The organism is Mesorhizobium captivum (assembly GCF_033977165.1).
In the GTDB taxonomy this organism is placed as follows: Bacteria; Pseudomonadota; Alphaproteobacteria; order Rhizobiales; family Rhizobiaceae; genus Mesorhizobium; species Mesorhizobium captivum.
This window is the reverse complement of record NZ_JAVIJB010000043.1, coordinates 26620-52344: the sequence shown is the minus strand read 5'-3', so window position 1 is coordinate 52344 and position 25725 is coordinate 26620. Positions and strand designations below refer to the sequence as shown.

General features: G+C 64.5%; 23 protein-coding genes. 12 read left to right on the top strand and 11 right to left on the bottom strand.

Features of this window, described 5'->3' with window-relative positions:
* Positions 1–203: 203 nt before the first annotated feature.
* The 5 genes from RFM40_RS27670 (at position 204) to RFM40_RS27650 (ending at position 5205) form a co-directional block, all read left to right on the top strand.
* Positions 204–932 (top strand): GntR family transcriptional regulator, encoded by a 729-nt coding sequence (locus RFM40_RS27670; RefSeq protein WP_320228277.1) that lies wholly within the window; start codon positions 204–206, stop codon positions 930–932.
* Between the two features lie 160 nt (positions 933–1092).
* On the top strand, positions 1093–2232 hold the full coding sequence (locus RFM40_RS27665; protein ID WP_320228276.1) for an aminotransferase class V-fold PLP-dependent enzyme: 1140 nt from the start codon (positions 1093–1095) through the stop codon (positions 2230–2232).
* Positions 2233–2314: 82 nt separating this feature from the next.
* A complete protein-coding gene (locus RFM40_RS27660) occupies positions 2315–3100 on the top strand; it encodes an ABC transporter substrate-binding protein (RefSeq protein ID WP_292301618.1) in 786 nt (261 codons plus the stop codon).
* A 106-nt stretch (positions 3101–3206) separates the two neighbouring features.
* On the top strand, positions 3207–3884 hold the full coding sequence (locus RFM40_RS27655) for an amino acid ABC transporter permease (RefSeq protein WP_320228275.1): 678 nt from the start codon (positions 3207–3209) through the stop codon (positions 3882–3884).
* Positions 3885–3924: 40 nt separating this feature from the next.
* A complete protein-coding gene (locus tag RFM40_RS27650; protein ID WP_320278610.1) occupies positions 3925–5205 on the top strand; it encodes a cysteine desulfurase-like protein in 1281 nt (426 codons plus the stop codon).
* 143 nt (positions 5206–5348) lie between these two features.
* Here RFM40_RS27650 and RFM40_RS27645 read toward each other — a convergent pair whose 3' ends face one another.
* From RFM40_RS27645 to RFM40_RS27625, 5 genes are read right to left on the bottom strand one after another with little or no spacing between them, the layout of a single operon-like run.
* Positions 5349–6173: a dipeptide ABC transporter ATP-binding protein gene (locus tag RFM40_RS27645; RefSeq protein ID WP_320278609.1), complete on the bottom strand. Its 825-nt coding sequence runs from the start codon at positions 6171–6173 to the stop codon at positions 5349–5351.
* 30 nt (positions 6174–6203) lie between these two features.
* The gene (locus RFM40_RS27640) at positions 6204–7055 is read right to left on the bottom strand and encodes an ABC transporter ATP-binding protein (RefSeq protein WP_320228272.1); all 852 of its coding nucleotides are present in this window, start codon (positions 7053–7055) and stop codon (positions 6204–6206) included.
* Positions 7055–7966, bottom strand: a complete 912-nt coding sequence (locus RFM40_RS27635; protein WP_430691736.1) for an ABC transporter permease subunit — start codon at positions 7964–7966, stop codon at positions 7055–7057. Before RFM40_RS27635 ends, RFM40_RS27640 begins: the two co-directional genes overlap by 1 nt.
* Positions 7966–8973 (bottom strand): ABC transporter permease subunit, encoded by a 1008-nt coding sequence (locus RFM40_RS27630; protein ID WP_320228271.1) that lies wholly within the window; start codon positions 8971–8973, stop codon positions 7966–7968. The genes RFM40_RS27635 and RFM40_RS27630 overlap by 1 nt, the downstream gene beginning before the upstream one ends.
* A gap of 51 nt (positions 8974–9024) precedes the next feature.
* On the bottom strand, positions 9025–10623 hold the full coding sequence (locus tag RFM40_RS27625; RefSeq protein ID WP_292372303.1) for an ABC transporter substrate-binding protein: 1599 nt from the start codon (positions 10621–10623) through the stop codon (positions 9025–9027).
* Positions 10624–11102: 479 nt separating this feature from the next.
* Between RFM40_RS27625 and RFM40_RS27620 the strand changes: the two genes are divergently transcribed.
* Positions 11103–13085, top strand: coding sequence for a long-chain fatty acid--CoA ligase (locus RFM40_RS27620; RefSeq protein WP_320278608.1), 1983 nt, complete (start codon positions 11103–11105; stop codon positions 13083–13085).
* A 77-nt stretch (positions 13086–13162) separates the two neighbouring features.
* A complete protein-coding gene (locus RFM40_RS27615) occupies positions 13163–13801 on the top strand; it encodes a class I SAM-dependent methyltransferase (protein ID WP_320278611.1) in 639 nt (212 codons plus the stop codon).
* Here RFM40_RS27615 and RFM40_RS27610 read toward each other — a convergent pair.
* Both RFM40_RS27610 and pgi read right to left on the bottom strand, forming a co-directional pair.
* Positions 13798–14523, bottom strand: coding sequence for an HAD family hydrolase (locus RFM40_RS27610; protein ID WP_320278607.1), 726 nt, complete (start codon positions 14521–14523; stop codon positions 13798–13800). The genes RFM40_RS27615 and RFM40_RS27610 overlap by 4 nt on opposite strands.
* 5 nt (positions 14524–14528) lie before the next feature.
* The gene (pgi, locus tag RFM40_RS27605) at positions 14529–16172 is read right to left on the bottom strand and encodes a glucose-6-phosphate isomerase (RefSeq protein ID WP_320278606.1); all 1644 of its coding nucleotides are present in this window, start codon (positions 16170–16172) and stop codon (positions 14529–14531) included.
* Positions 16173–16280: 108 nt separating this feature from the next.
* Between pgi and RFM40_RS27600 the strand changes: the two genes are divergently transcribed.
* The 3 genes from RFM40_RS27600 to RFM40_RS27590 all read left to right on the top strand — a co-directional run bounded on the left by RFM40_RS27600 (position 16281) and on the right by RFM40_RS27590 (position 19962).
* Positions 16281–16541 (top strand): hypothetical protein, encoded by a 261-nt coding sequence (locus tag RFM40_RS27600; protein ID WP_320278605.1) that lies wholly within the window; start codon positions 16281–16283, stop codon positions 16539–16541.
* 117 nt (positions 16542–16658) lie between these two features.
* Positions 16659–18152 (top strand): MocR-like pyridoxine biosynthesis transcription factor PdxR, encoded by a 1494-nt coding sequence (pdxR, locus tag RFM40_RS27595; protein WP_040993852.1) that lies wholly within the window; start codon positions 16659–16661, stop codon positions 18150–18152.
* A 220-nt stretch (positions 18153–18372) separates the two neighbouring features.
* Positions 18373–19962 carry a trimethylamine methyltransferase family protein gene (locus RFM40_RS27590; protein WP_320278604.1) on the top strand — a complete coding sequence of 530 codons (1590 nt, stop codon included), beginning with the start codon at positions 18373–18375 and terminating at the stop codon, positions 19960–19962.
* A 1-nt stretch (position 19963) separates the two neighbouring features.
* On the opposite strand, the gene RFM40_RS27585 is transcribed toward RFM40_RS27590, so the two are convergent.
* Both RFM40_RS27585 and RFM40_RS27580 read right to left on the bottom strand, forming a co-directional pair.
* Entirely contained in the window at positions 19964–20362 is a 399-nt protein-coding gene (locus RFM40_RS27585; RefSeq protein ID WP_320228265.1) for a hypothetical protein, read from the bottom strand.
* A 130-nt stretch (positions 20363–20492) separates the two neighbouring features.
* Entirely contained in the window at positions 20493–22298 is a 1806-nt protein-coding gene (locus RFM40_RS27580) for an IlvD/Edd family dehydratase (RefSeq protein WP_320228264.1), read from the bottom strand.
* Between the two features lie 151 nt (positions 22299–22449).
* On the opposite strand from RFM40_RS27580, the gene RFM40_RS27575 reads away from it, so the two are divergent.
* Positions 22450–22902, top strand: coding sequence for an SRPBCC family protein (locus RFM40_RS27575; protein WP_320228263.1), 453 nt, complete (start codon positions 22450–22452; stop codon positions 22900–22902).
* Between the two features lie 17 nt (positions 22903–22919).
* Here the strand turns inward: RFM40_RS27575 and RFM40_RS27570 are convergent, their stop codons facing one another.
* On the bottom strand, positions 22920–24107 hold the full coding sequence (locus tag RFM40_RS27570; RefSeq protein ID WP_320228280.1) for an Mrp/NBP35 family ATP-binding protein: 1188 nt from the start codon (positions 24105–24107) through the stop codon (positions 22920–22922).
* Between the two features lie 215 nt (positions 24108–24322).
* Here RFM40_RS27570 and RFM40_RS27565 point away from each other — a divergent pair, with 215 nt between their 5' ends.
* A complete protein-coding gene (locus RFM40_RS27565) occupies positions 24323–24700 on the top strand; it encodes a VOC family protein (protein WP_320228262.1) in 378 nt (125 codons plus the stop codon).
* 18 nt (positions 24701–24718) lie between these two features.
* Here RFM40_RS27565 and RFM40_RS27560 read toward each other — a convergent pair whose 3' ends face one another.
* Positions 24719–25723 (bottom strand): inorganic phosphate transporter, encoded by a 1005-nt coding sequence (locus tag RFM40_RS27560; protein WP_320228261.1) that lies wholly within the window; start codon positions 25721–25723, stop codon positions 24719–24721.
* Positions 25724–25725: the final 2 nt, after the last annotated feature.

Here is a 25725-nt window from a genome sequence, read left to right as displayed (position 1 = left end):
GGTTCGAGGCTCAGTCGCTTCCATCGCACAAATCTCTGTCCGTGCAGATACAAGGGGCAGCGCCAGCTTTGGAACACCTAAACTCAGTCAGGCCACCGCAGCCGCTTGGCTCCCGCCACAATTTGTGATCAGATGATCACGCCTGCTTCGGCGGGCCGCTTGTGTGTCTTCGCACATAGGCTTTGTCGGAGGAAAGCAAAAGCGTGGCTCTGGGCTTCGAACCGGTATCGGGACGCATCACCGTCCAGGATGGCGTCTACCAGCAGCTTCGCCATGCCTTGATGGTCGGCAGCTTCGATCCGGGGCAAGTGCTGACCATCGCCTCGCTGGCCGAGGCTTTCGGCACTTCGAACATGCCGGTGCGCGAGGCGCTGCGACGGCTGGCGGCGGAGAACGCGCTGGAAATCTCGCAGAACGGTTCGGCCTGCGTGCCTGTCGTCACCCGTGCCCGGCTCGACGACCTCTGCCGGGCCCGCCTGGCCGTCGAAGGGCTGGCCGCCGAGCTCGGCGCGCCGCGCCTGACCGCGGCCGAGATCGCCTCCTTGCAGAGGGTCACCGACGACCAGCAGGCGATCGGCCGCGACGGCAGCATCTATGAGCTCATCGCCAAGAACCAGCAGTTCCACTTCACCATCTATCGCGCCTCCGGCTCCGATGTTCTGTTCCAGTTGATTGAGACGCTTTGGCTGCGCTTCGGCCCTTATATGCGGCTGTTGTCCAACCATGTCGCGCCACTGATGCGCGCCGGCACGATGGAGCCCTCGGGCCGGCATGTCGCGATCATCGCGGCGTTGAAGGACAAGGATTTCATGCGCGCCCGCGACGAGGTGGTGGCCGACATCACGGCGACGCAACAGACTTTGCGCACGATCTGTCCTGACGTGCCGGAGCCCAGGCCGGTCGATTTCTCCGCCTTCGGCAGATCGGCCTGACGTCGGCACAGCCGCGGGCGGTCCAGACTGTCCGTCGCCAGCCTCCCTGGACCAACCGAACAACCGGTCTTTGCTGCGCTGATCCCCATTTCTTCGGCGGCGGCGATTGATCCGTCGATGGTTTTGTGATCACATGATCACAAGTGAGCGAGAGACAGCAATGTCCGGCTATTTTCTCTACCATTCGATCGGCACTTTCCCCGGCAAAGCCGAGCGGATGGCCGCGGCGCTGACGGATTTTTCCGGCATCTGGTCGGCGGAAGACGACGGCCAATGGCCGGCCGCCCTTGCCGCGCGGCAACGCTTCATCGATGCCTGGAGCCGCCTGATCGAGGCGCCGCAAGGCACGCTTACTACCGCCGAAAATGTAACCACCGCGCTCTACAGCCTGATCGGCGGCCTGCCGGCCGAGCGCCTGGCGCGAAAGCGGCTGCTGGTTGCGGGCGACTGTTTTCCGAGCCTGCATTTCCTGCTTGCGGGGTTGGCCGAACGTTTCGGCTTCACGCTCGACACCGTGCCGCTCAGACCGGGCGAGAGCTGGGTGCGCGACGAGGATTTCATCGCCCGCTGGCAGGAGGACGTCGGGCTGGCGCTCGTCACCTTCGTCACCTCGACGGCCTCGCATCGCTGCGACGTCGAGCGGCTTGCCGCACATGGCCGCGCCATCGGCAGCATCGTCGGCGTCGACGTCACGCAGGGCATCGGTGTCGCGCCGTTTTCGGTTGCCGCGACGCCGGTCGACTTCGTCGTCTCGACCTCGCTCAAATGGCTGTGCGGGTCGTCCGGCGCAGGCATCTTGCAGGTCGCACCGGACCTTCTCGCGACGTGCCGGCCGGAGCTGCGCGGCTGGTTCAGCCAGCCGAACCCGTTCTCCTGGGATCTCGACGCCTTCACTTACGCCGACGATGCGCGCCGCTTCGACCACGGCACGCCGGCGATCCTGGCAAGCGTCGCCTCGCTGCCAGGGCTGGAATGGGTGGAAGAGACCGGTATCGACGCCATCAGCGCGCAGAATGCCGTTCTCGTCGAGCGCATCATCAACGCCGCTCTGGAGAATGGCTGGGCGGTCCGCTCGCCGCTCGATGCCGAGGAGCGCGGCGGCAGCGTAATGCTCGGCCTGCCGCAAGGCGCAGAGCCGGCGAAGATCGTCACGGCGCTGCGCAAGGAGCGGCTTTATTGCGATGCGCGCGGCACCACGCTGCGGCTGTCGCCGGGCATGGTCACCACGGAAGCTGCGGTCGATGCGCTGATCGCGCAGCTCGGGGAGCATATCGGTTCGCGGCAGCGCCGCGCCTCTTGATTGCAGGCACCGCCTCGCCTGCGGCGCCCGGGAGCTGGGCGCCGGAAGGGGCGGATGAGGAACCGAACCAGAGGGAAGCAAGATGTTGAAACGTCTAGGACTGATTGGGGTGATCGTCGCCGCCGGCGTCGCCTTCGCGGCGCCGGCCTTCGCCGACAAGATCATGGTGGGCGCCTATCCGGCCAACCCGCCATGGGAATACAAGACCGATTCCGGCGGCTTCGAGGGCTTTGAGATCGACGTCGCCAACGATGTCGCCAAGCGCATCGGCGCCGAGGTCGAGTTCCAGGATCTCGGCTTCCAGGCGCTGTTCGCGGCCACCGCTTCGGGCCGCATCGACTTCGCCGTGTCGTCGATCTCGGTGACCAAGGAGCGGCTGCAGAACCAGGGGTTCACGCAAGCCTATTACGACAGCGACGGCACCATCGTCGGCAAGGCGGATTCCGCCATCAAGTCGCTCGACGACCTCAAGGGCAAGACCATTGGCGTCATCGCCGGCTCCACCGGCGAAGCCTACATGAAGGAAAACGCCGCCAAGCTCGGCGTCGCCGAGACCAAGAGCTACAACGCCCAGCAGGACCTTTTGCTCGACGTGCAAAACGGCCGCATCGACGGCGGCGCCGGCGAGCTTGCCGGCTTCCTGTTCGCCATCAAGCAGATGCCGGCGCTGAAAATCCTGGTGCGCATCCCGACCGGCGAGCGCTTCGCGATGATGACCAAGAAGGGTCATCCGCTGCTGGAGAAGGTCAACGACGCCATCAGCGAAATGAAGAAGGACGGCACGATGGCCGCGATCCACAAGAAGTGGTTCGGCGTCGATCCGGAATCGGGCACCAGCACGGTGACGCCGGGACCGATCCCGCAATAAGCCGGCTAATCACAACCTTCGACGAGGGCGACAGCAACAGCTGGCGCTCTCGCTTCGACCGTTTGGGTCCGCTAGCAGTGCGGGCTTTGTCTCGTGGGTGATGCCGATGGAACTGATCGACACCTTCTTCAACTGGAGCATCCTGGTCCGATCGTTTCCGATCCTGATCCGCGGGCTCGGCAACACCATCCTGCTCGGCTGCGCCGCGATCGTCTTCGGCACCATCGCCGGACTGGCGATCTGCCTGATGCGGCTCTACGCGCCGAAGCCGCTGAGGCAGCTGGCGATCCTCTATATCGACATGTTCCGCGCGCTGCCGATCCTGGTGGTGCTGATCCTGATCTACTACGCCCTGCCGTTCATCGGCATCCGGCTTTCGTCCTTCGTGTCGGCAGCACTTGCGCTGTCGCTGGTGCTTGCCGCCTTCACGGCGGAAGTCTGCCGCGCCGGCATCGAGAATATCCCGAAGGGCCAGTTCGAGGCGGGTGCCGCGCTCGGCCTGCCCTTCTGGGTCGCCATGCGCAAGGTGGTCCTGCCGCAGGCGATCCGCGTCGTCATCCCGCCGCTCACCAGCAACTGCGTCTCGGTGTTCAAGGACACCGCGCTCGCCTCGGTCGTGGCGATGCCCGACCTTCTGAAGCAGGCGACCGACGCGCAGGCGCTGATGGCCAACCCGACGCCGCTGATCGGCGCGGCAATCATCTATCTCGCCTTCCTTTGGCCGCTGGTGCGGCTGGTCGGCTACCTCGAACAGCGCGGCAAGGCCCAGTCCGGCGCGCGCTAATCCCCCCTCGAACGACACTGATGACCTGAAGGAGACTCCCGTGAACCAGCACCATGTTTCGAAAGCGCCGGAGAGCGCCGCTTCGTTCCCGGTCGAAAAGATCCGCGCCATGTTTCCGGCGCTGCAACAGGCGGGCGACTTCATTTTCATGGACAATGCCGCAGGGGCGCAGATCCCGCAAAGCGTGCTCGACGCGGTGACCAATCATCTCGTCGGGCACAACGTCCAGCGCGGCGGCCGCTATGGCCGCAGCGTCACCGTCGACCAATCGGTCGCCGAGGCGCGCGAAAGCGTGGCGCTTTTGATCAACGCCTACAGCCCGTCCGAAATCTGCTTCGGTATGAACGCCACCTCGTTCATCCGCCTGGTCAGCCTCGGCATCGGGCAAATGCTTTCGGAACGCGACGAGATCGTCATTACCGACATGGACCACGACGCCAACATCGCCACCTGGCTGGCGCTGGAGCAGGCCGGCGCCAGGTTCAAATGGTGGCGCATGCGCGAGGGCGGCAACCTGCATGTCGACGACCTCGAGCCGCTTGTGTCGGACCGCACGCGGCTCGTCGCCTGCACGGTGACGGCGCATTCGATCGGCTCGATCGTCGACGTCGCTTCGGTCGCCAGGATCGCGCATGCGGCCGGCGCGGAGGTCTTCCTCGACTGCGTGCATTACGGACCGCACGGGCTGATCGACGTGCAAGCCTGGGACTGCGACTATCTCGTCTGCTCCGGCTACAAGAATTTCTCGCCACATATGGGCTTCTTGTGGGGCCGCTTCGAAACGCTGAAGCGGCTGCCGACCTTCCGCGAGGACTTCATTCCGAACGAGCCGCCCTACAAGGTCGAGGCCGGCACCTTCATCTACGAAAACGTCTCCGGCATGGACGCCGCGGTGCGCTACCTGGAATCGGTCGGCCGAAATTTCCTGCCCGAGAACAACCGTTCGCGCCGCGACAACATCGTCGCCGGCATGAACGCGATCCGCGACTACGAGCTGATGCTGGCGCGCGCGATGCTGAAGGTGCTGAAGGATTGCGACGCGACGATCTACGGCGTCGCCGACGAGGCGGGCATCCATGAGCGCGTGCCGACCTTCTGCTTCAACATCGGCAAGCTGTCGCCGCAAAGAATCGTCGAGGAGATGGCGGCCATGCAGATCGGCATCCGCGACGGCCACATGTACGCGCCGCGCCTGATGAAGCGGCTCAACCTGTCGATGGACAGTGGCGCCATCCGCGCCTCGCTGGTGCACTACAACACGGTCGAGGAAGTGCACCGCTTCGGCGAGGCGCTGCGGGCGATCGTCGCGAAGCTGTCGTGATCTGATCTCTTCGCGAGATGCTGGCGGGACAGCGCGAAGGATCGCCACGGCTCCCATTCCGGCCGGCGCATCTTCTGATCGAGATCGCGGCGTGGCGGCCACGTGGCGACGCTTCGCTCCTGCGCCGCCCCAGGACGGGCTGGTCAGGCAGCCTTCCTGGCCAGCCTTGCCTTGATACTCGCCACATCGGCGCGCGGCGTCGCGGCGAACAGCGTCTTGGTGTAGGCGTGCTTGGGGTCGGAGAAGACTTCATCGCGCGGACCGTATTCGACCGCTTCGCCGAAATACATCACCATTACGTCGTCCGCGATGTAGCGCACCACCGACAGATCGTGGCTGATGAAGACGTAGGTCAGCTTGAACTCGTCCTGCAGGTCGGCAAGCAGGTTGAGCACCTGCGCCTGCACCGAAAGGTCGAGCGCCGAGACCGGTTCGTCCAGCACCAAGAGGCTCGGGTTCAGCATCAGCGCGCGGGCAATCGCGATGCGCTGGCGCTGGCCGCCCGAGAACATATGCGGGTAGCGATTGTAATGCTCCGGTCCGAGGCCGACCTTCTTCAGCATCTTCATCGCCAGGTCGCGGCGCTCCTCGGCCGGCTTGTCGGTGTTGATGAGCAACGGCTCGCCGAGCACGTCGCCGATCTTCTGGCGCGGGTTGAGCGATCCGTAGGGGTTCTGGAAGACGATCTGCACCTTGCGGCGCATCTCCTTGGTCAGCCCGTCCCTGGCGATGTCGACCTTGTTGCCATCGATGAACAGCTCGCCTGCCGTCGCCGGATCGATCAGCGTGATGATGCGGGCGAGCGTGGACTTGCCGCAGCCGGATTCGCCGACGATCGCCAGCGTCTTGCCCTTCTCGACGCTGAAGGAAACGCCCTTCACCGCATGCACCGTGCGCGCGGGGCGGAACAGGCCGCCGCCGACGTGGTAGTCGCGCACGATGTTCTTGCCTTCGACAACCTTGGTCATGCGCTGGCTCCGGTCATGCACTAGCTCCGGTCATGCACTAGCTCCCTGGGGCGCCGGCTCGAACAGCATGTCGGAGACGGTCGGCAGCCGGTCGCCGACGGCGTTCTCCGGCAGCGCCGAGAGCAGCGCGCGCGTGTAGTTGCTCTTCGGGTTCTCGAACAGCGACAGCACGTCGGCCTCCTCCATCTTGCGGCCCTTGTACTGGACGATGACGCGGTCGGCGGTTTCCGCCACCACGCCCATATTGTGAGTGATCATGATCAGGCCCATGCCGTATTTGGCCTGCAGCGACACAAGCAGATCGAGGATCTGCTTCTGGATGGTGACGTCGAGCGCGGTGGTCGGTTCGTCTGCGATCAACAGTTTCGGATTGCAGGCGATCGCCATCGCGATCATGACGCGCTGGCACTGACCGCCGGACATCTGGTGCGGGAAGGAGTTGAGCCGCTCGGCCGGCTCCGGAATGCCGACCTGCTTCAAAAGCTCGATGGCGCGCGCCCGGCGCTGAGCACGGTCCATGCCGAGATGGAAGCGCAGCACTTCCTCGATCTGGAAGCCGACGGTGAAGCAGGGATTGAGGCTGGCGACCGGCTCCTGGAAGATCATGGCAATGTCCTTGCCGATGATCTTGCGGCGCTCGGCCGGGCCGATCTTCAAGAGATCGCGGCCGCTGAAGGTCATGCGGTCGGCGGTCACGGTGGCCGTCCATGGCAGCAGGCCCATCACCGCCAGCATCGACACCGACTTGCCGGAGCCGGATTCACCGACGATGGCGAGCACCTCGCGCTCGTCGACGTGGAGCGAGACGCCGTCGACGGCGCGGAACGGGCCTGACGCGGTCTGGAACTCGACGACGAGGTTGTGGATGTCGAGCAAAGCCATCACGACCTCCTGAGCTTTGGATCGAGCGCGTCGCGCAGGCCGTCGCCGATCAGGTTGATGGCGAGCACGGTGATCAGGATCGCAAGGCCGGGGAAGGTCACCACCCACCAGGCGCGCAGGATGAACTCGCGTGCCGAGGCAAGCATGGTGCCCCATTCCGGCGTCGGCGGCTGGGCGCCGAGGCCGAGGAATCCGAGGGCGGCCGCTTCAAGGATGGCGTTGGAGAATGACAGCGTGCCCTGGACGATCAGCGGCGCCAGGCAGTTTGGCAGGATCGTGCGAAGCATCAGCCTGAGATGGCCGGCGCCCGCGACCTTCGCCGCCACGACATATTCGCGGCTCTTCTCGGCCATGACGGCGGCGCGCACCAGGCGGGCGAAATGCGGCTGCAGGACGAGTGAGATCGCCAGCATGGCATTGAACAGGCCGGGACCGAGGATGGTGACCAGCACCAGCGCCAGAAGCAGCGACGGGAAGGCGAGGATCAGGTCCATGACGCGCATGATCGCGACGTCGACCCAGCCGCGGAAATAGCCTGCCAGCAGGCCGAGCGTGATGCCGCCGGTGAGAGCCAGCGTGACCACCACCGCGCCGATCAGCAGCGAGAAGCGCGCGCCATAGAGCAGGCGCGAAAGGATGTCGCGGCCGACCGGATCGGTGCCGAGCAGATATTGGGTGCTGCCGCCCGCCTGCCAGGCCGGCGGCCTGAGGAACGCGGTCTTGTCCTGCACGTCGGGCGCATAGGGCGCGAGCAGCGGCGCAAAGAGCGCCGCCAGCACCAGCAGGATGAAGACGAAGAGGCCGATGACGGCGCCGCGGTTGACTGAGAAATAATGCCAGAAGGTCTTGAACCCGGTCAGGCGGTCCGGGCTGCCGGCGGCCATGGGGGCGATTTCGGTCGACTGGCTCATCACGCGGCCCTGATGCGCGGGTTGATGACTGCGTAGAGCACGTCGACGATGAGGTTCACGGCCATGACGATGAGGGCGATCAAAAGCAGACCTGACTGCACGACGACATAGTCGCGCTTGAAGATGGAATCGACCATCCACTTGCCGATGCCCGGCCAGGCGAAGATGGTTTCGGTGAGGATGGCGCCGGCAAGCAGCGTGCCGACCTGCAGGCCGATGGTGGTGACGACCGGGATCAGCGCATTGCGGAGAGCATGCACGCCGATGACGCGGGCGGCGGAAAGGCCCTTGGCGCGCGCGGTGCGGACGTAGTCCTCGCCAAGCACCTCGAGCATGGCCGAGCGCGTCTGGCGCGCGATCACCGCCAGCGGAATGGTGCCGAGCACGATCGCCGGCAGGATGAGATGACTGAACGCCGAGCGCAGCGCGTCCCATTTGCCGTAGAGAATACTGTCGATGGTCATGAAGCCGGTGATCGGCTTCAGGAAGAACTGCAGGCCCATGCGGCCGGATACTGGCGTCCAGCCGAGATAGCCGGAAAAGAAGATGATGAGCAGCAGGCCCCACCAGAAGATCGGCATGGAATAGCCGACGAGGGCGGTGCCCATCAGCGACTGGTCGAACCACGAGCCGCGCTTGACGGCCGCGAATATGCCGGCCGGGATGCCGATCACCATGGCGAAGATCATGGCGAAGAAGGACAGTTCCAGCGTCGCCGGGAAGAGCGTCTTGAACTCCTCGAGAACCGGGCGCTTGGATGAAATGGAAACGCCGAAATCGCCGGTGGCGACCTCGCCGACATAGCGCGCATACTGCTCCCAGATCGGCAGATTGTAGCCGAACTGTTCCTTGAGCTCTTCGTAACGCGCTGGCGTCACGCCATGCTCGCCGGCCATAGCCAGGATCGGATCGCCGGGCAGCAGCCGGACGAAGGCGAAGGCGCAGATGGTGATGCCGACCAGGGTCGGGATCAGAAGGGCGATTTTGCTGAGGAGATATCTAATCATCGTGAAAATGGAATGGGGCGGCGCTGACTTGCGCCGCCCCGTTCGCAAATATTACTCGGCCTTGTCAACGCCGTCGAAGCGATGAATGCCGAGCGGGTCCATCTTGAAGCCGCTGACGTTGTTGCGGACAACGGCATAGACCTGGCTGTGGGCCAGCAGGAAGGCAGGCGCCTGCTTGGCGAAGATTTCCTGCGCCTGCTCATAGAGCTTGGTGCGCTCGCCCTGGTCGCTGGTTTTCTTGGCCTTCTGGATCAGGTCCTCGAAGTCCTTGTCGCACCAGCTGGAGTAGTTCGACACACCGATGGCCGAGCAGGCGAAGAGGGTGGCGAAGAAGTTGTCCGGATCGCCATTGTCGCCGGTCCAGCCGATCTGGAAGGCGCCGGGGCGTTCCTTCTTCTTGCCTTCCTCGCGATACTTCGTCCACTCGTAGTTGACGATGTTCGCCTTGACGCCAACCTTGGCCCAGTCGGCCTGGATCAGCTCGGCCGCGCGCTGGAAGTTCGGGTTGTACGGACGAACGCGGTCGGCCGCCCAGAGCTCGATTTCCTTCAGCCCGGCATCGGCCAGCACCTTCTTGGCCGCTTCCGGATTGTAGGCGTCGGTCTTCACGTCCTTGTTCCACGACCACATGGTCGGCGGAATCAGGTTCTCGGCTGGCGTCGCACCGGCATCCTGGAACAGCGACTTGATCAGGGCTTCCCGGTCGATCGCCTGGTTGAGCGCATGACGAACCTCGGGCTTGTCGAGCGGCGGGATCGTCGTGTTGTAGCTCATATAGCCGATGTTGAGGCCGGCCTGGTCGAGCAGGGTGACGTCCTTGTTGGCCTTGATGGTGGCGATGTCGGCCGGGTTCGGATAGGGCGCGATGTCGCATTCGCCGGCCAGCACCTTCTGGATGCGGGCGGTCGCGTCAGGCGTGATGGCGAAGACGAGATCGTCGATCTTCTCCTTGCCCTTGAAGTAGTCGGGATTGGCCGCATAGCGGATGACCGAATCCAGCTGGTAGTCGACGAACTGGAACGGGCCGGTGCCGATCGGCTTGGTCGAGAAGTCGGCCATCTTGCCGTCCTTCTCGAGCTGGTCGGCATATTCCTTCGAGACGATCGAGGCGAAGTCCATGCCGAGATTGGCCAGCATCGGCGCGTTCGGCTCGGTCAGCGTCAGCTTGACGGTGAGGTCGTCGACCTTTTCCCACTTGGCGACGTATTTCGGCATGTCCATGCCGGTGTAGTAGTCCCAGGTCAGGTTCGGCAGATATTTCTCGCCGTTCCACGGATTCTGCTTGTTGAACTGACGGTCGAAGGAGAAGACCACGTCGTCGGCATTGAGGTCGCGCGTCGGCTTGAAATAGTCGGTGGTCTGGAACTTCACGCCCGGATGCAGGTGGAAAGTATAGACCAGGCCGTCGTCGGAGATTTCCCATTTGTCGGCGAGGCCGGGCTCGATCTCGGTGCCGCCATGCTTGAACTCGACCAGGCGCGAATAGACGGTGCGCGACGAGGCGTCGAAGTCGTTGCCGCCGGTCGTCGTACCCGGATCGAAATTGGCCGGCGACGCTTCCGAGCAATAGACAAGCGTCTTTGCATTGGCCATGCCACCCAGGACGCTTGCAGCCAGCAACGCGGCTGCAAAAGTCATTGTCTTTTTCATTGAGCACTCCCTGATGTTCTTCCAAGCCCCTCTATCAGGCTCGCGAAGCGCGCATATAAGCACCGTTTTTCGGGCTTTGGAACACCCCGTTTGCGTACCCCACGGTAAGCAGGAAAAGAATCCGTATTTTCCTCAAATGACGGAAAATATGAGCAGAATTTTTCGCTCACGACATTGTTAACGACTGCATTTTTTTATTGATTGGCTGCCTTCCGAAATCAGCCCGGAAGCTCACCGGTAGCGACCCTGCTCCTTGTCGGCACACAGTTCGCGGAACGGTCGGGCGAAGGGATTTCGGCGGCAAATCTTTCCGCTGCTGCCGCTGGGGCAAGACTTGCACGGCCGCCGATAGAGGCAATACATAGATGCCATGCGGGATTTCTTGGGGAATCCGCGATCGGCGGCGGCGGGGGACGTTTCCGGTATCGGAAGCGAATGCGGCGCCAGGCAGCACGACCAGGACACCAGGGAGGGATTTGGTGGCAAAAGCAGCAAAGACGACGCCCCCGGCGAAGGCAAAAGCCAAGGCCGCTACCGGCGATGCCGGCACGCCCAAAGCTTCATCTGCCAAGACCGCTTCACCGGCCAAGGCCGCCGCCAAGCCGAAGGCCAAGCCAGCTGCTGCTCAGGTGAAGACGAGCTCCAGGTCCGCCATCAAGGCTACAATCGCAAAAACCGACAAGCCTGCCGGCAAGTCCGCCGCTGCGAAAGCAGCTGCGGCGGGCGCCGCCAAGCCGGCTTCGGCACAGCCCAAGCGGCTGCCGAAGGCGATCACGGAGCTCATCGCCGGGCTGCCGGAAAAGCCGTGGCTCAAAAACTATCCGAAGAACATGCCGGCCGAGATCGGTCCGCTGCCCTACAGTTCCATCGGCGATTTCCTCGTGGGCGCCTGCAAGCAGTTCGGCGGCCGGCCGGCCTATGTGTGCATGGGCAAGTCGATTTCCTACGCCGAGCTCGAGCGGCTGTCGGCGGCCTTCGGCGCCTATCTGCAGTCGAGGGGGCTGGAGAAAGGCGCGCGCGTGGCGCTGATGATGCCGAACGTGCTGCAATATCCGGTGGCGATGATGGCCGTGCTTCGCGCCGGCTTCACGGTGGTGAACGTCAACCCGCTCTACACGCCGCGCGAGCTGGAGCATCAGCTGAACGATTCCGGCGCGCAGGCCATCGTCATCCTGGAGAACTTCGCCAACACGCTGCAGGCGGTGATCGCCCGCACGCCGGTGAAGCATGTCGTGGTGGCGGCGATGGGCGACATGCTGGGCGGCCTCAAGGGAGCGATCGTCAATCTGGTAGTGCGGCGAGTGAAGAAGATGGTTCCCGCCTGGTCGCTGCCCGGCCATGTCAAATTCAATGCCGCGCTGAAGGCCGGCGCGGCAAGCGCCTTCAAGCCGGCGGCGGTTTCGGGCGACGATATCGCCTTCCTGCAATATACGGGCGGCACGACCGGCATTTCGAAGGGCGCGACACTGCTGCACCGGAACGTTTTGTCCAACGTGGCGCAGAATTCGCTCTGGGTGGAGGATGCCTATACGGTCAAGCCGAAGCCCGCGCATCTCAACTTCGTCTGCGCGCTGCCGCTCTACCACATCTTCGCGCTGACGGTGAACGCGCTGATGGGCATGCAGCAGGGCGCGCAGAATGTGCTCATTCCGAACCCGCGCGACATTCCGGGCTTCGTCAAGGAGCTGCAGAAATACCCGGTCCACATCTTCCCCGGCCTCAACACGCTGTTCAACGCACTGCTCAACAATGAGGATTTTCGCAAGCTTGACTTCAGGCCGCTGATCCTGACGCTTGGCGGCGGCATGGCGGTGCAGAAGGGCGTGGCCGAACGCTGGAAGGCGCTGTCCGGCTGTCCGGTGAGCGAAGGCTACGGGCTTTCCGAAACCTCGCCGGTGGCCACCGCCAACAAGTTCAGCTCCAGCGAGTTCACCGGCACGATCGGCCTGCCGCTGCCCTCGACCGAGATCGCCATCCGCGACGACGACGACAACAACGTGCCGCTCGGCGAAGTCGGCGAAATCTGCATCCGCGGCCCGCAGGTGATGGCCGGCTACTGGAACCGGCCGGACGAGACCGCCAAGGTGATGACCAAGGACGGCTTCTTCAAATCCGGCGACATGGGCTTCATGGACGAGCGCGGCTACACCAAGATCGTCGACCGCAAGAAGGACATGATCCTGGTCTCCGGCTTCAACGTCTATCCGAACGAATTGGAAGAGGTGGTGGCGCATCACCCCGGCGTGCTGGAGGTGGCGGCGATCGGCGTGCCGGACGAGCATTCCGGCGAAGTGCCGAAACTGTTTGTGGTCAAGAAGGATGCGGCACTCACCGTCGAGGCGCTGACTGCCTATTGCCGCGAGAACCTGACCGGATACAAGCGGCCGAGATACATCGAATTCCGCACCGAGCTGCCGAAGACACCGGTCGGCAAGATCCTGCGGCGCGCATTGCGGGAGTAGACTTGGCCGACCACGCTGCCAGCACATCGCGCGAACCAAGCGAAAGGCTCGAGCCGGCGGAATTCATCACGGCGAACATGCGGCTTTTGCCGGTGCCGTCGCTTCCCGAAATCCGCCTCTACATGGCCCATCCCGGCAGCGGGCTGCGGCGGCTGCTGGAACCGGATGGTGAAGCCGATGAAAGCGTTGTCGCGCCGCAACCGCCCTACTGGGCCTATGCCTGGGCGGGCGGCACGGTGCTGGCGCGCTATATCCTCGACCGGCCCTCGACCGTCGCGGGCCGCCGCGTGCTCGACTTCGGCGCCGGTTCCGGCCTTGTCGGCATCGCGGCGGCAAGGGCCGGGGCGAGCGAGGTGATCGCTGCGGAAATCGACCGCAACGGCATTGTCGCGCTTGGCCTCAACGCCGAAGCCAACGGCGTCGCCATCACCATAATCGACGAGGACATCACCGCCGGTCCGCCGCTTGCCGTCGATCTGGTGCTGGCCGGCGACGTTTTCTACGGACAGGAGGTCGCGCGGCGGGTCGTCCCGTTCCTCGACCGGTGCCTTGCCGCCGGCATCGAGGTGCTGGTCGGCGATCCGGGCCGCGCCTGGCTGCCCAGGCCGCGGCTTCGGCTGGTCGGCGAATATCTGGTGCCTGATGTCGGCGGAAACGGTGGCAGCGCGCCGAAGCCAAGCGCCGTCTTTGCGTTCGTCGTGGCAGACGCTGATTAACTCGCCGCCACGCTCACCCGCGCTGACAGGAAATCCGGCAGGTCGGCGACGGAATCCAGAATGACATCGGCCATCGGCGACAGCGAGTCGCGCGTTCCGGTGCCGGAAAGAACACCAACCGCCAGCCCGCAGCCGCCGGCACGCGCCATTTCGAGATCGTGACGGTTGTCGCCGACCATGGCGATCTCGCTGGGCTTCAGTCCGGTCAGGTCGCAGAAGGCGACGACCGTGTCGGGCGCCGGCTTGGGGTTGGCCACGGCATCATAGCCGAAGGCGGCGTCGAAGAGCTGCGCGACGCCGAGCGTGGCGAGCGTCTTCTCGGCGCCGCTGGTGGAATCGTTGGTGGCGACGCCCATGCGGAAGGATTTCTTGTGCAGCGTCCTCAGCGAATCGATGATGCCCGGAAGCGCGACCGCCATCGACGAACCCTGCACCGAGGTGATCTCGTTGAAGCGGGAGACGGCCAGCATCTGGTCCTCGTCGGACAGGCGCGGGAACCAGAGCTCCACGACATCCATGTTCGAGCCGGAGGCAAAGATCGAATCGGGCTTGAAGCGCTTGCTGACGAAATCGAAACCGGCCGCGGCGAGCAGCCGGTCGGCCTTCCAGCGATCGCCCTCGGCGGCGTCCATGGCCATGAAATCGGCAATGCCGAGCCAGGTTGCGTTGAAATCGACAAGCGTGCCGTCCTTGTCGAAGAGAATGCCCTTGATGTCCGCCAAACCTGTCACTCCGCGCCGCGCAGTTGGTGGATATGAGCCACCAGTCCGGCAGTCGAGGCGTCGCGTTTTGCGGCAGTCTCCTTGCCTTCCACGACAGGCAGCAGGCCCGTCGCCAATTCCTTGCCAAGTTCGACACCCCATTGGTCGAACGAGTTGATGTTGAACAGCGTGCCCTCGACGAAGACGCGGTGCTCGTAGAGCGCGATCAGCCGGCCGAGCGTGCGCGGATCGAGCTTCCTGTAGAGGATCGTCAGCGACGGGCGGTTGCCAGAGAACACGCGGTGCGGCGCAATGCGGTCGACATCGGCGGGCTTCATGCCCTTGGCCAGCATCTGCGCGCGCGCCTCTTCCAAAGTGCGGCCCTTCATGAAGGCTTCCGACTGCGCCAGGCAGTTGGCGAGCAGCAGATCATGCTGGTGCTTCAGCTCCGGCTCGTGGCCGACGGCTGCGGCGAGAAATTCGACCGGGATGAAATCGGTGCCCTGGTGCAAAAGCTGGAAGAAGGCATGCTGGCCATTGGTGCCCGGCTCGCCCCAGACCAGCGGGCCGGTCGGCGTGGTGACCGCGCCGCCGTCCAGCGTGACGCTCTTGCCGTTCGATTCCATATCGAGCTGCTGCAGATAGGCCGGCAGGCGCGACAGGCGCTGGTCATAGGGAATGACGGCGCGGGCCGGATATTTGCAGACGACCCGGTGCCACCAGCCGATCAGTCCCAGCAAAGCGGGCAGGTTCTTTTGCAGGGGTGCCGAGCGGAAATGCTCGTCCATCTCATGCGCGCCGTCGAGGAAGGCGCGGAAGTTGCGCGGACCGACGGCGATCATCACCGGCAGGCCGATGGCGCTCCAGACCGAGTAGCGGCCGCCGACCCAATCCCAGAAACCGAAGACGCGGTCCGAGGCGATGCCGAACTTCGCCACCAGATCGAGCGCGGTCGAGACGGCGGCGAAATGCTTGCCGATCGCTTCCTTGCCCAGCGCCTTCTCCACCCATTTGCGCGCCGTCTCGGCGTTGGTCATCGTCTCGACCGTGGTGAAGGTCTTGGAGGCGACGATGATGAGTGTCGTTTCGGGGGACAGGCCCTTCAGCGTGTCGTGGATGTGGGCGCCGTCGACATTGGAGACATAATGCGCGCGCGGGCCATCGTGATAGGGCGCCAGCGCCAGCGTGACCATGGCCGGACCGAGATCCGAGCCGCCGATGCCGATATTGACGATGTCGGTGATCTTCTTGCCGGTGGCGCCGGCCGCCTTGCCCGAGCGGATGGCGTCGGCGAAGGCGCCCATGGCGTCGAGCACGGCAATCACATCGGCCTTGGTGTCCTGGCCATCGACCACGACACCCTTGCCGGTCAGGTTGCGCAGCGCGGTGTGCAGCACGGCGCGGTTCTCGGTGATGTTGATCTTCTTGCCTTCGAACATGGCGGCGCGGCGTCCCGCGAGATCGGCGGCGGTGGCGAGCTTCTCCAGCATCGCCATCGTGTCGGCGTCGACCGCGCATTTCGACCAGTCGAGCAGAAGGTCGCCATCGGCGGCGGAAAACCTCTCGAAGCGCTTGGGATCGGCGGCGAAAGCCTCGCGCATCGAGCCCTTGGCTGCCGCGCGCTGCTCGCGCAAAGCGGTGACCTGCTTATCGAAGGCTGACTGATCCACTGGCGGGCTCCTGGCGGGTTTTTAGACCATCTTAGCAAGCCGGATGTTTCCGGCGCATGTCGGCGCGTCATTCTATTGAGCCGATTTTCATTTCGATCAAGCGCGGCGATGACGCAGCGCATCACGCTTTTACGATGCGCGGTATTGGACGGTGAGGACCCGAGAATTTCACCGCGACGATGCTGGGCGGTATGGGCGACGATGCTGCGCATCGCGCCTGGGGTGGTGCCGCGACGATGCTGCGCATCGCGCTTGGGTGGTGCCGCGACGACGCTGCGCATCGCGCTTGGGGTGGTGGCGACGATGCTGCGCATCGCGCTTGGATGCTGCGCGTCGCGCGACGACGACGCTGCGCGTCGCGCCCTATAGATCACTGGCATAAATCCCAGCAATCAGAAAAATTGATTGGCGCAACCCCTTGTGCCACCCCTACACTCGACTGGTCCAGCCAAGTGAAAACAGCTGGCCATCCGAGGAAGATCTCCCATGCCACAGCGCAATGACACGGCCATATGGTCCGGCCTGTTCCGGATTTCGGCCGAATCCGGACAAACCCTCCAGGCACAGATCCGCCAGGCGATCGTCGCAGCCATCCTCGACCGACAAATAGCCGCTTCGATGCCGCTGCCGTCCTGCCGGATTCTGGCGGAAAAACTTGGCGTTGCTCGCGGCACCGTGGTGCTTGCCTTCCAGCAGCTGGTCGACCAGGGCTTCCTTGTGGCGCGCGAGCGGCGCGGTCATTTCGTCAACCCGGACGTGCTGGCGACACCCGCCAAGCCGCACCAGAAAGCGCCCGACCAGCAGAACGAGATCGACTGGAAGGCGCGCCGGCAGATCGCGGCCAGCGACATGCCGCCGCCGGCCAAGCACGACAACTGGATCAAGTCCTCCTACCCGTTCGTCTACGGCCAGTTCGATCCGGCGCTGTTCCCGACCGCCGAATGGCGCGAATGCAACCGCATGGCGCTGGCCGTGCTGGAGATCCGTAACTGGGCGTCCGACATGGTGGACCGCGACGATCCGCTGCTGATCGAGCAGATCCAGGCCCGGCTTTTGCCGCGGCGCGGCATCTTCGCCAACCCGGACGAGATCATCGTGACGCTGGGTGCGCAGAACGCGCTCTACATGCTCGCCTCGCTGCTGATGACCAAGGGCTCGAAGGTGGCGATGGAGGATCCGGGCTATCCGGATGCCCGCTCGATCTTCCGGCTGGCCGGCGCCGATATCCAGCCGGTTCCGGTCGACCAGTCGGGCATCGTGACCTCTGCAATCCCAAGCGATTCCGGCTTTGTCTTCGTCACCCCCAGCCACCATTGCCCGACAATGGTGCCGCTGTCGGCCGAGCGGCGGCAGGATCTGCTGGCGCGGGCCAACCGCAACAACCAGATCATCATCGAGGACGGCTATGACAGCCAGCTTCTCGACGAGGCGCCGCAGCAGGCGCTGAAGAGCCTCGACCGTTCGGGCCGGGTCATCTATGTCGGCTCGATGTCGAAGACGCTGGCTCCGGGCTTGAGGCTTGGCTACATCGTCGCCTCGGCCGGGCTGATCGCGGAGCTGCGCGCGCTGCGCCGCTTCATGCTCAGGCACCCGCCGGCGAACAACCAGCGCGCCGTCGCGCTGTTTTTGTCGCTCGGCCATCACGAGGCGCTGGTGCGCAGGCTCTCCGCCGCCTTCGACGAGCGGCGCAAGCGTCTGGTCCATGCGATTTCCGCTTTCCTGCCAGAGTGGCGCTCGACCGATTCGGCCGGCGGCACGTCGCTCTGGCTGGAAGGACCGCGCGGCACGGATTCACGCGGCCTTGCTGAAGCGGCCGCTTCGCGCAGTGTCATCATCGAGCCCGGCGACCGGTTCTTCGACCGCAGCGAAAAGCCCTCTCGTTTCATGCGTTTGGGCATCTCCTCGATCTCGCTGCAGCATATCGAGCCGGGTATTCGCGAGCTCGCCACGGCAGCCGGCCGCCGGCCCGCTGCGGCCTGATCGCCATCGACTTCCAAGAGAGAGCCGGCGCTTCGCCGGCTCTTTTTGTTTTGGCACGCCTCATCGCTTTAGCAATCTGGCATATTCGACGGGATTGGCTGGCTCATAGGCTGTACCAATGCCGGCGGCATAGTCGAGGCACAAAGGGGACGAGGCAGGCCGATGGTGGACCAACCGCCACGCACCCTGCCCCTGAAAAACCAAAGGTGGAGTGCTTTTCATGTCAGTGGCTCTCGAGAAGCAGGAAGCGTCGTCGGACCAGCGTTCGCGGCGGTCCGGCGGGCGCGAAGCGCGCCGCGCGATGCGGGCTGCGCCGCTCGCGGACGACATCCGTCCGGTGCGGCCCGGCCTCGAAGGCGGCAGCTACGGGCCATTGAGCCAGAACGACCAGGAGCGCATCCACGAGGCGGTGCTGACGCTTCTGGAGACGGTCGGCTTCGCCAACGCCATCCCCTCCTGCATCGAGGCGCTGACCCGGGTCGGCGGCACCTATGGCGACGACGGGCGTGTCCGCCTGCCGCGCGCGCTCGTCCTCGACACCATCAAGAACGCCGCGCGCCACTTCACGCTTCATGGCCAGGACCCCAAGCACGACATGGTGATCCAGGGCAAACGGGTGCATTACGGCACGGCGGGCGCGGCCGTGCACCTCGTCGACGTCGAGAAGCGCGAATACCGTGAATCGCAGCTGCAGGACATCTATGATGCTGCCCGCCTCGTCGACGGACTCGACAACATCCATTTCTTCCAGCGCACCATGGTGCCGCGCGACATCCCCGATCCGCTCGAGATGGACTTCAACACGCTCTATGCCTGCGTGATGGGGACATCGAAGCATGTCGGCACCTCGTTCACGGTGCGCGAGAACGTCAAGCCGGCGCTGGACATGCTCTATGCGATCGCCGGCGGCGAGGAGAACTTCCGGGCGCGGCCTTTCGTGTCCAACTCGAACTGCTTCGTCGTGCCGCCGATGAAGTTCGCCGAGGACGCCTGCGGCGTGCTCGAAGCCTGCGTCGAGGGCGGCATCCCGATCCTGCTTTTGTCGGCCGGCCAAGCCGGCGCCACGGCTCCCGCCGCGATTGCCGGCGCCGTCGTGCAGGCGGTGGCCGAAGTGCTGATGGGCCTGGTTTATGTCAACGCGATCAAGCCTGGACATCCGGCGATCTTCGGCACCTGGCCGTTCGTCTCCGACCTCAGGACCGGCGCCATGTCCGGCGGCTCGGCCGAGCAGGCCGTGCTGACCGCCGCTTGCGCGCAGATGGCGCAATATTACGACCTGCCGGGCGGCTCGGCCGCCGGCATGACGGACTCGAAACTGCCCGACATCCAGTCCGGTTACGAGAAGGGCATCACCGATGTGATGGCCGGTCTTGCCGGCCTGAACCTGGTCTATGAATCGGCCGGCATGCATGCCTCGCTGCTCGGCTTCTGCCTCGAAAGCCTGATCATCGACAACGACATGCTCGGCCACTGCCTGCGCTGCGTGCGCGGCATCGAGGTGACCGACGAGGCGCTGTCGATCGACACGATTACCGATGTCTGCCTCAAGGGACCGGGGCACTATCTCGGCAACGAGCAGACGCTGAAGCTGATGCAGACCGAATATTTCTACCCCGCGGTCGGCGACCGTTTCTCGCCCAAGGAATGGAACGAGAAAGGCCGGCCGGACATCCTGCAACGGGCGATCGCCGAGAAGAAGCGCGTGCTGGCCGAGCGTTTTCCGCGCCACGTGTCGCGGCTCGTAGACGACAAGCTGCGCGCCCGCTTCGGCGAGATGATCAAGCTGCCGCGCAACAGGATGGGCGGCTGATCTACTCGGCGCTCAGCCCGTAACGCTCGACGACTTCGGCGTTGATCAGCTTCGCATGCAGCGTCATCAGCACGATCTGCGCATCGAAGCTGTCGCCGGATTCGAGGGCCGCCTCGATGCGGCGTTCGGCTTCCAGCGTCGGCTCCCTGCCGTTGGCCTGTTCGAAGACCTCCGGGCCGGCAATGCAGTAGCCGCAGAGTTGCGCCACCGATGCATAGGCCTGCGGCGGCGGCTCCTCCGGCCAATGATCCTTCATCAGATTGACGATCGTGAGTTTCACACCCTCGGGCACCAGCGCCGGATGCAGGTCCGCCTGCCGCAACGCATCGTCGAGCTGGCGCAAGTCGCCGGAGCGGCCGAACATGCCGAGAAAGCCGAGGGAAGAGCGCCTCTTGGTCATGATCGTCTCTCCCCCTTCGCAGAACCGGTCGAGATACGCTTATCTGTAGGTTCCGCGCTGCCGAAACAAGGGCATGAGAAAGGGCGGCCCGCGCTTGCAAGCCGCCCTTCGATTTCCCGAAGTAGGAAATTCAGTGATTGTCGCGCGGCACGCCGCTGGTATGCGCGACGTCCTGGTACTTAACCGCCGGCTTCAGCACCATGCCGGCCGAGAACTGGTCGACCATGCCGCGCTGGATCTCCTGCCACGGCGTCTGGTGCTTGGGGTAGTGATAGCCGCCATTGCCCTGCAGTTCGGCCCGCCGCATGGCGATCTCCTCGTCGCTGACGAGGATGTTGGCGGTACCCTTCTTGAGGTCGATGCGGACGCGGTCGCCGGTCTTGAGCAGCGCCAGGCCGCCGCCGATGGCGGCTTCCGGCGAGGCGTTGAGGATCGACGGCGAGCCGGACGTGCCGGACTGGCGGCCGTCGCCGATGCAGGCCAGCGAATGGATGCCCTTCTTGATCAGGTAGGCCGGCGGCTGCATGTTGACCACCTCGGCGCCGCCCGGATAGCCGACCGGGCCGGCGCCGCGCATGAACAGGATCGTGTGCTCGTCGATGCCTTGCGCCGGATCGTCGATGCGGGCGTGGTAGTCCTCCGGCCCGTCGAAGACCATGGCGTTGCCTTCGAAAGCCTCCGGGTCGTTCGGGTTGGAGAGGTAGCGCTCGCGGAATTCCGGCGAGATGCCGCTGGTCTTCATGATGGCGGAATCGAACAGATTACCCTTGAGGTTGATGAAGCCGGCATTGGCCTTGAGCGGCTTGTCGACGCTGCGGATCACTTCGCGGTTCTCGTTGGCGGCATCGCGGCAGTTTTCGCCCATCGTCTTGCCGTTGACGGTGATCGCGTCCGGATGCGGCAGCACGCCGCCCTTCATCAGTTCGGCGACAACCGCCGGCACGCCGCCGGCATGGTGATAGTCCTCGCCGAGATACTCGCCCGTCGGCTGCAGGTTCACCAGGAGCGGCACGTTGAGGCCGACATTCTGCCAGTCGTCATTGTCGAGCGGCACGCCGAGATGACGGGCAATGGCGTTGAGGTGGATCGGTGCGTTGGTCGAGCCGCCGATGGCCGAGTTGACGACGATGGCGTTCTCGAAGGCCTTGCGGGTCATGATGTCGGAGGGCTTCAGGTCCTCATGCACCATGTCGACGATGCGTTTTCCTGTCTCGTAGGCGATCTGGCCGCGCTCGCGATAAGGCGCGGGGATGGCGGCCGAGCCGGGCAGTTGCATGCCGAGCGCCTCGGCCAGCGAGTTCATCGTGGTGGCGGTGCCCATGGTGTTGCAATAGCCGGTCGACGGCGCCGAAGACGCGACGATGTCCATGAACTCGTCATAGTCGATCTCGCCGGCCGACAGGCGCTGGCGCGATTCCCAGACGATGGTGCCGGAACCCGTGCGCTTGCCCTTGTGCCAGCCATTGAGCATCGGGCCGACCGAAAGCGCGATGGCCGGGATGTTGACGGTGGCCGCCGCCATCAGCAAGGCAGGCGTGGTCTTGTCGCAGCCGATAGTGAGCACGACGCCGTCGAGCGGATAGCCGTAGAGCACCTCGACGAGGCTGAGATAGGCAAGGTTGCGGTCGAGCGCCGCGGTCGGGCGCTTGCCGGTTTCCTGGATCGGGTGGCAGGGGAACTCGAACGGGATGCCGCCCATCGACACGATGCCTTCGCGCACGCGCTTGGCCAGCTCGAGATGGTGCCGGTTGCAAGGGGAGAGGTCGGAGCCCGTCTGTGCGATGCCGATCAGCGGCTTGCCCGACATCAGCTCGGCGCGCGTCAGTCCGTAATTGAGGTAGCGCTCGAGATAGAGCGCCGTCATGCCCGGATTATCGGGATTGTCGAACCACTCCTGCGAGCGAAATTTCTTCTTCTTGGTAGGGGCGCCTGCCATGGTGGTCTCCGTATTTGTATGACAAATCGATATGACAACGCGCTCATGCAAGCAAGGGGCACGAGCGTCGCAGACCCACACTTTGGTGCGATAGACATAGAAAGAGCCGCGCGCTAGGACCAATCGGCATCAGCAATCCCGGGAGGTCTTGATGGCTTTGGTGATCGAGGGCGAGGAGCGGATCGCCGCCCCCGTCGAGAAAGTGTGGGAAGCCCTCAATGACCCGGACATCCTCAAGGACGCCATCCCCGGCTGCCAGGCCCTGCAGAAGAAATCCAATACCGAGCTGGCCGCGACGGTGGTGCTGAAGATCGGGCCGATCAAAGCAACGTTCAACGGCGAGGTCGCGTTGAAGAACCTCAAGCCGCCGCACTCCTACACGATCCAGGGCGAAGGCAAAGGGGGCATTGCCGGTTTCGCCAAGGGCGGCGCCGACGTCACCTTGACCGCCGACGGCACCGACACGACAATCCTGAAATACGCCGCCAAGGCCGAGGTCGGCGGCAAGATCGCGCAGCTCGGCAGCCGGCTGATCGAATCGACCTCGAAGAAGCTGGCGGGGCAGTTTTTCTCGACATTCGGAAAGAAGCTGAACGGCGACTGACCCTCCTTGAAGAGGGATTACTCGAACACGATGCTCGGCACAGCCGCTTCCGCCGCGCCGCGTTCCTCCTGGATCCTTTCCCAGACTTTCGAGGCGATGTCGCGATAGATCTTCGCCTCGGCGCCTTCCGGCTTGGATGCGACAACGGGAGCCCCAGCGTCCGAGCTTTCGCGGATGCCCATCTCGAGCGGCACTTCGCCAAGGAAGGTGACACCGAGGCGCTCGGCCTCGCGGCGCGCGCCGCCATGGCCGAAAATGTCGTAGCGCTTGCCGGTGTCGGGGGCGAGGAAGTAGCTCATGTTCTCGACGATGCCGAGCAGCGGCACGTCGACCTTCTTGAACATGTTGAGGCCCTTGCGGGCGTCGATCAGGGCAAGGTCCTGCGGCGTCGAGACGATGACGGCGCCGGCAAGCGGCACCTGCTGGGCCATGGTGAGCTGCGCGTCGCCCGTGCCGGGCGGCATGTCGACGACCAGCACGTCGAGCGGCCCCCATTCGACCTCGCGCAGCATCTGGGTGAGCGCCGACATCACCATCGGGCCGCGCCAGATCATCGGCGTCTCCTCGTCGACGAGGAAGCCCATCGACATTACCTTGAGGCCGTAATTCTGCATCGGCTTCAGGACCTTGCCGTCGACGGTCTGGGGCCGGCCATGGATGTTGAGCAGCCGGGGCATCGATGGTCCGTAGATGTCGGCATCGAGCACGCCGACCTTCAATCCGTTGGCGGCAAGGCCGAGCGCCAGGTTGACGGCGGTGGTCGACTTGCCGACGCCGCCCTTGCCGGAGGCGACCGCAATGATCGCATCGATGCCGGGCACGCCGCGCTTGCCGTGGCTGTGCGAGGCAGGCGCCTGCGGCGCAGGACGCTGCGGTGCCGCCTGAGGAGCGGGTCGTGGCGGCGCTGCCTGCGAAGCCGGGCGCGGCCGAACCGGCGCTTCCATGCCGCCGCCTTTCTTCTCCGCCGTCAACGCGACGACGGCGCTGGCAACGCCGGGGATGGCCTTCACTGCGCTCTCGGCCGCGGCGCGCAGCGGCTCCAGCTCCTGCGCGCGGGCTGCGGGAACGGTGATCGAGAAGAACACCTTGGAATCGGCGATGAAAATTTCGGAGACCAAGCCGAGGTCGACGATATTGCCGGTGAAGTCCGGCCCGTTCACCGTCTTCAGGCGCTCGATGACGATTTCTTTGGTGACGGCCATGATCTTTTCCTCGGGGTTTGGCGTCCAGATAGTGCAGTTTTCCCGCAGAACCAAGCCGTGGAGCAATGGCTGGCCCGGTGTGCTCCGGAAAACGACCGATGGTGTCGGGTTTGCCAATCGGGATCCGGAACCTGAATTAGGCTTCTTGATCATGGCCAAACAGGTCGCCCGCGCTATTTCGATTGCTATCAAACGACAGCCGGAGAAGGAGACGGGTCATGCTCGAAAACAGCAATGCGACAGCCAATCTCGCGGTGAAGGACCTGGAGAAGGCCAAAGCCTTCTATGAAGGCACGCTCGGCCTCAAGCAGGTCGACGATATGGACGGCGAACTGATCGTCTACAAAAGCGGCGATACCGTCGTTAATGTCTATCATTCGCAATACGCCGGCACCAACAAGGCGACGGCGGCGACCTGGGCGGTCGGCGACCAGATCGAGCCTATCGTCAAAGCGCTGAGGTCGAAGGGCGTCACCTTCGAACACTACGATATGCCCGGCCTGTCGCTCGAGGGCGACATCCATGTAGGCTCCGGCATGAAGGTCGCCTGGTTCAAGGATCCCGACGGCAATATCCTGAACCTGGTGGGCGAGTAGATCTGAGCCCGCTTCGCGTCAGGCCGCTAAGCGCGTGACAAAATAGGTGAGCGCCGAGATCGCCGCCGTCGCCGGCAGCGTGATCACCCACGCCACGACGATGTTGCCGGCAATGCCCCAGCGCACGGCGGAAATGCGGCGAGCGGCGCCCACGCCGATGATGGCGCCGGTGATCGTGTGCGTCGTCGACACCGGGACGCCGAGCCAGGTGGCGGCAAAGAGGGTGATGGCGCCGCCGGTCTCGGCGCAAAAACCCTGCATGGGATTGAGCCGGGTGATCTTCGAGCCCATGGTGTGGACGATGCGCCAGCCGCCGAGCAACGTGCCCAACGCGAGGGCCGACTGGCAGGTGATGACCACCCAGAGCGGCACGTAGAAGCTCTGGCCGAGCATGCCTTGCGAATAGAGCAGCACGGCAATGATGCCCATGGTCTTCTGCGCGTCATTGCCGCCGTGCCCCAGCGAATAGAGCGAGGCGGAGAAGAACTGCAGCACACGAAAGGCGTTGTCGACGGCGAACGGCGTTTGGCGCACGAACAGCCATGAGACGACGAGAACGAGGACGAGCGCCAACACGAATCCGGTTGCCGGCGAAAGCACGATCGCCGCTATCGTCTTGCCCAGCCCGGACCAGACGATCGCCCCCGTGCCGGCCTTGGCGACGCCGGCGCCGACCAGCCCGCCGATCAGCGCATGCGAGCTGCTCGACGGAATGCCCGCGAGCCAGGTGACGATGTTCCAGGCGATGGCGCCGACGAGCGCGGCGAAGATCACCGCCGGCGTCACGATCTCGGCGTCGACGATGCCTTTTCCCACCGTCTCGGCGACATGCAGGCCGAAGAACAGGAAAGCTATGAAGTTGAAGAACGCCGCCCAGAACACCGCATAATGCGGCCTGAGCACGCGGGTGGAGACGATGGTCGCGATCGAGTTGGCGGCATCGTGCAGGCCATTGAGGAAATCGAAGAACAGCGCCACGGCGACGAGGCCGACCAGCAGGGGAAAGGCGATCGCGGCGTCCATCG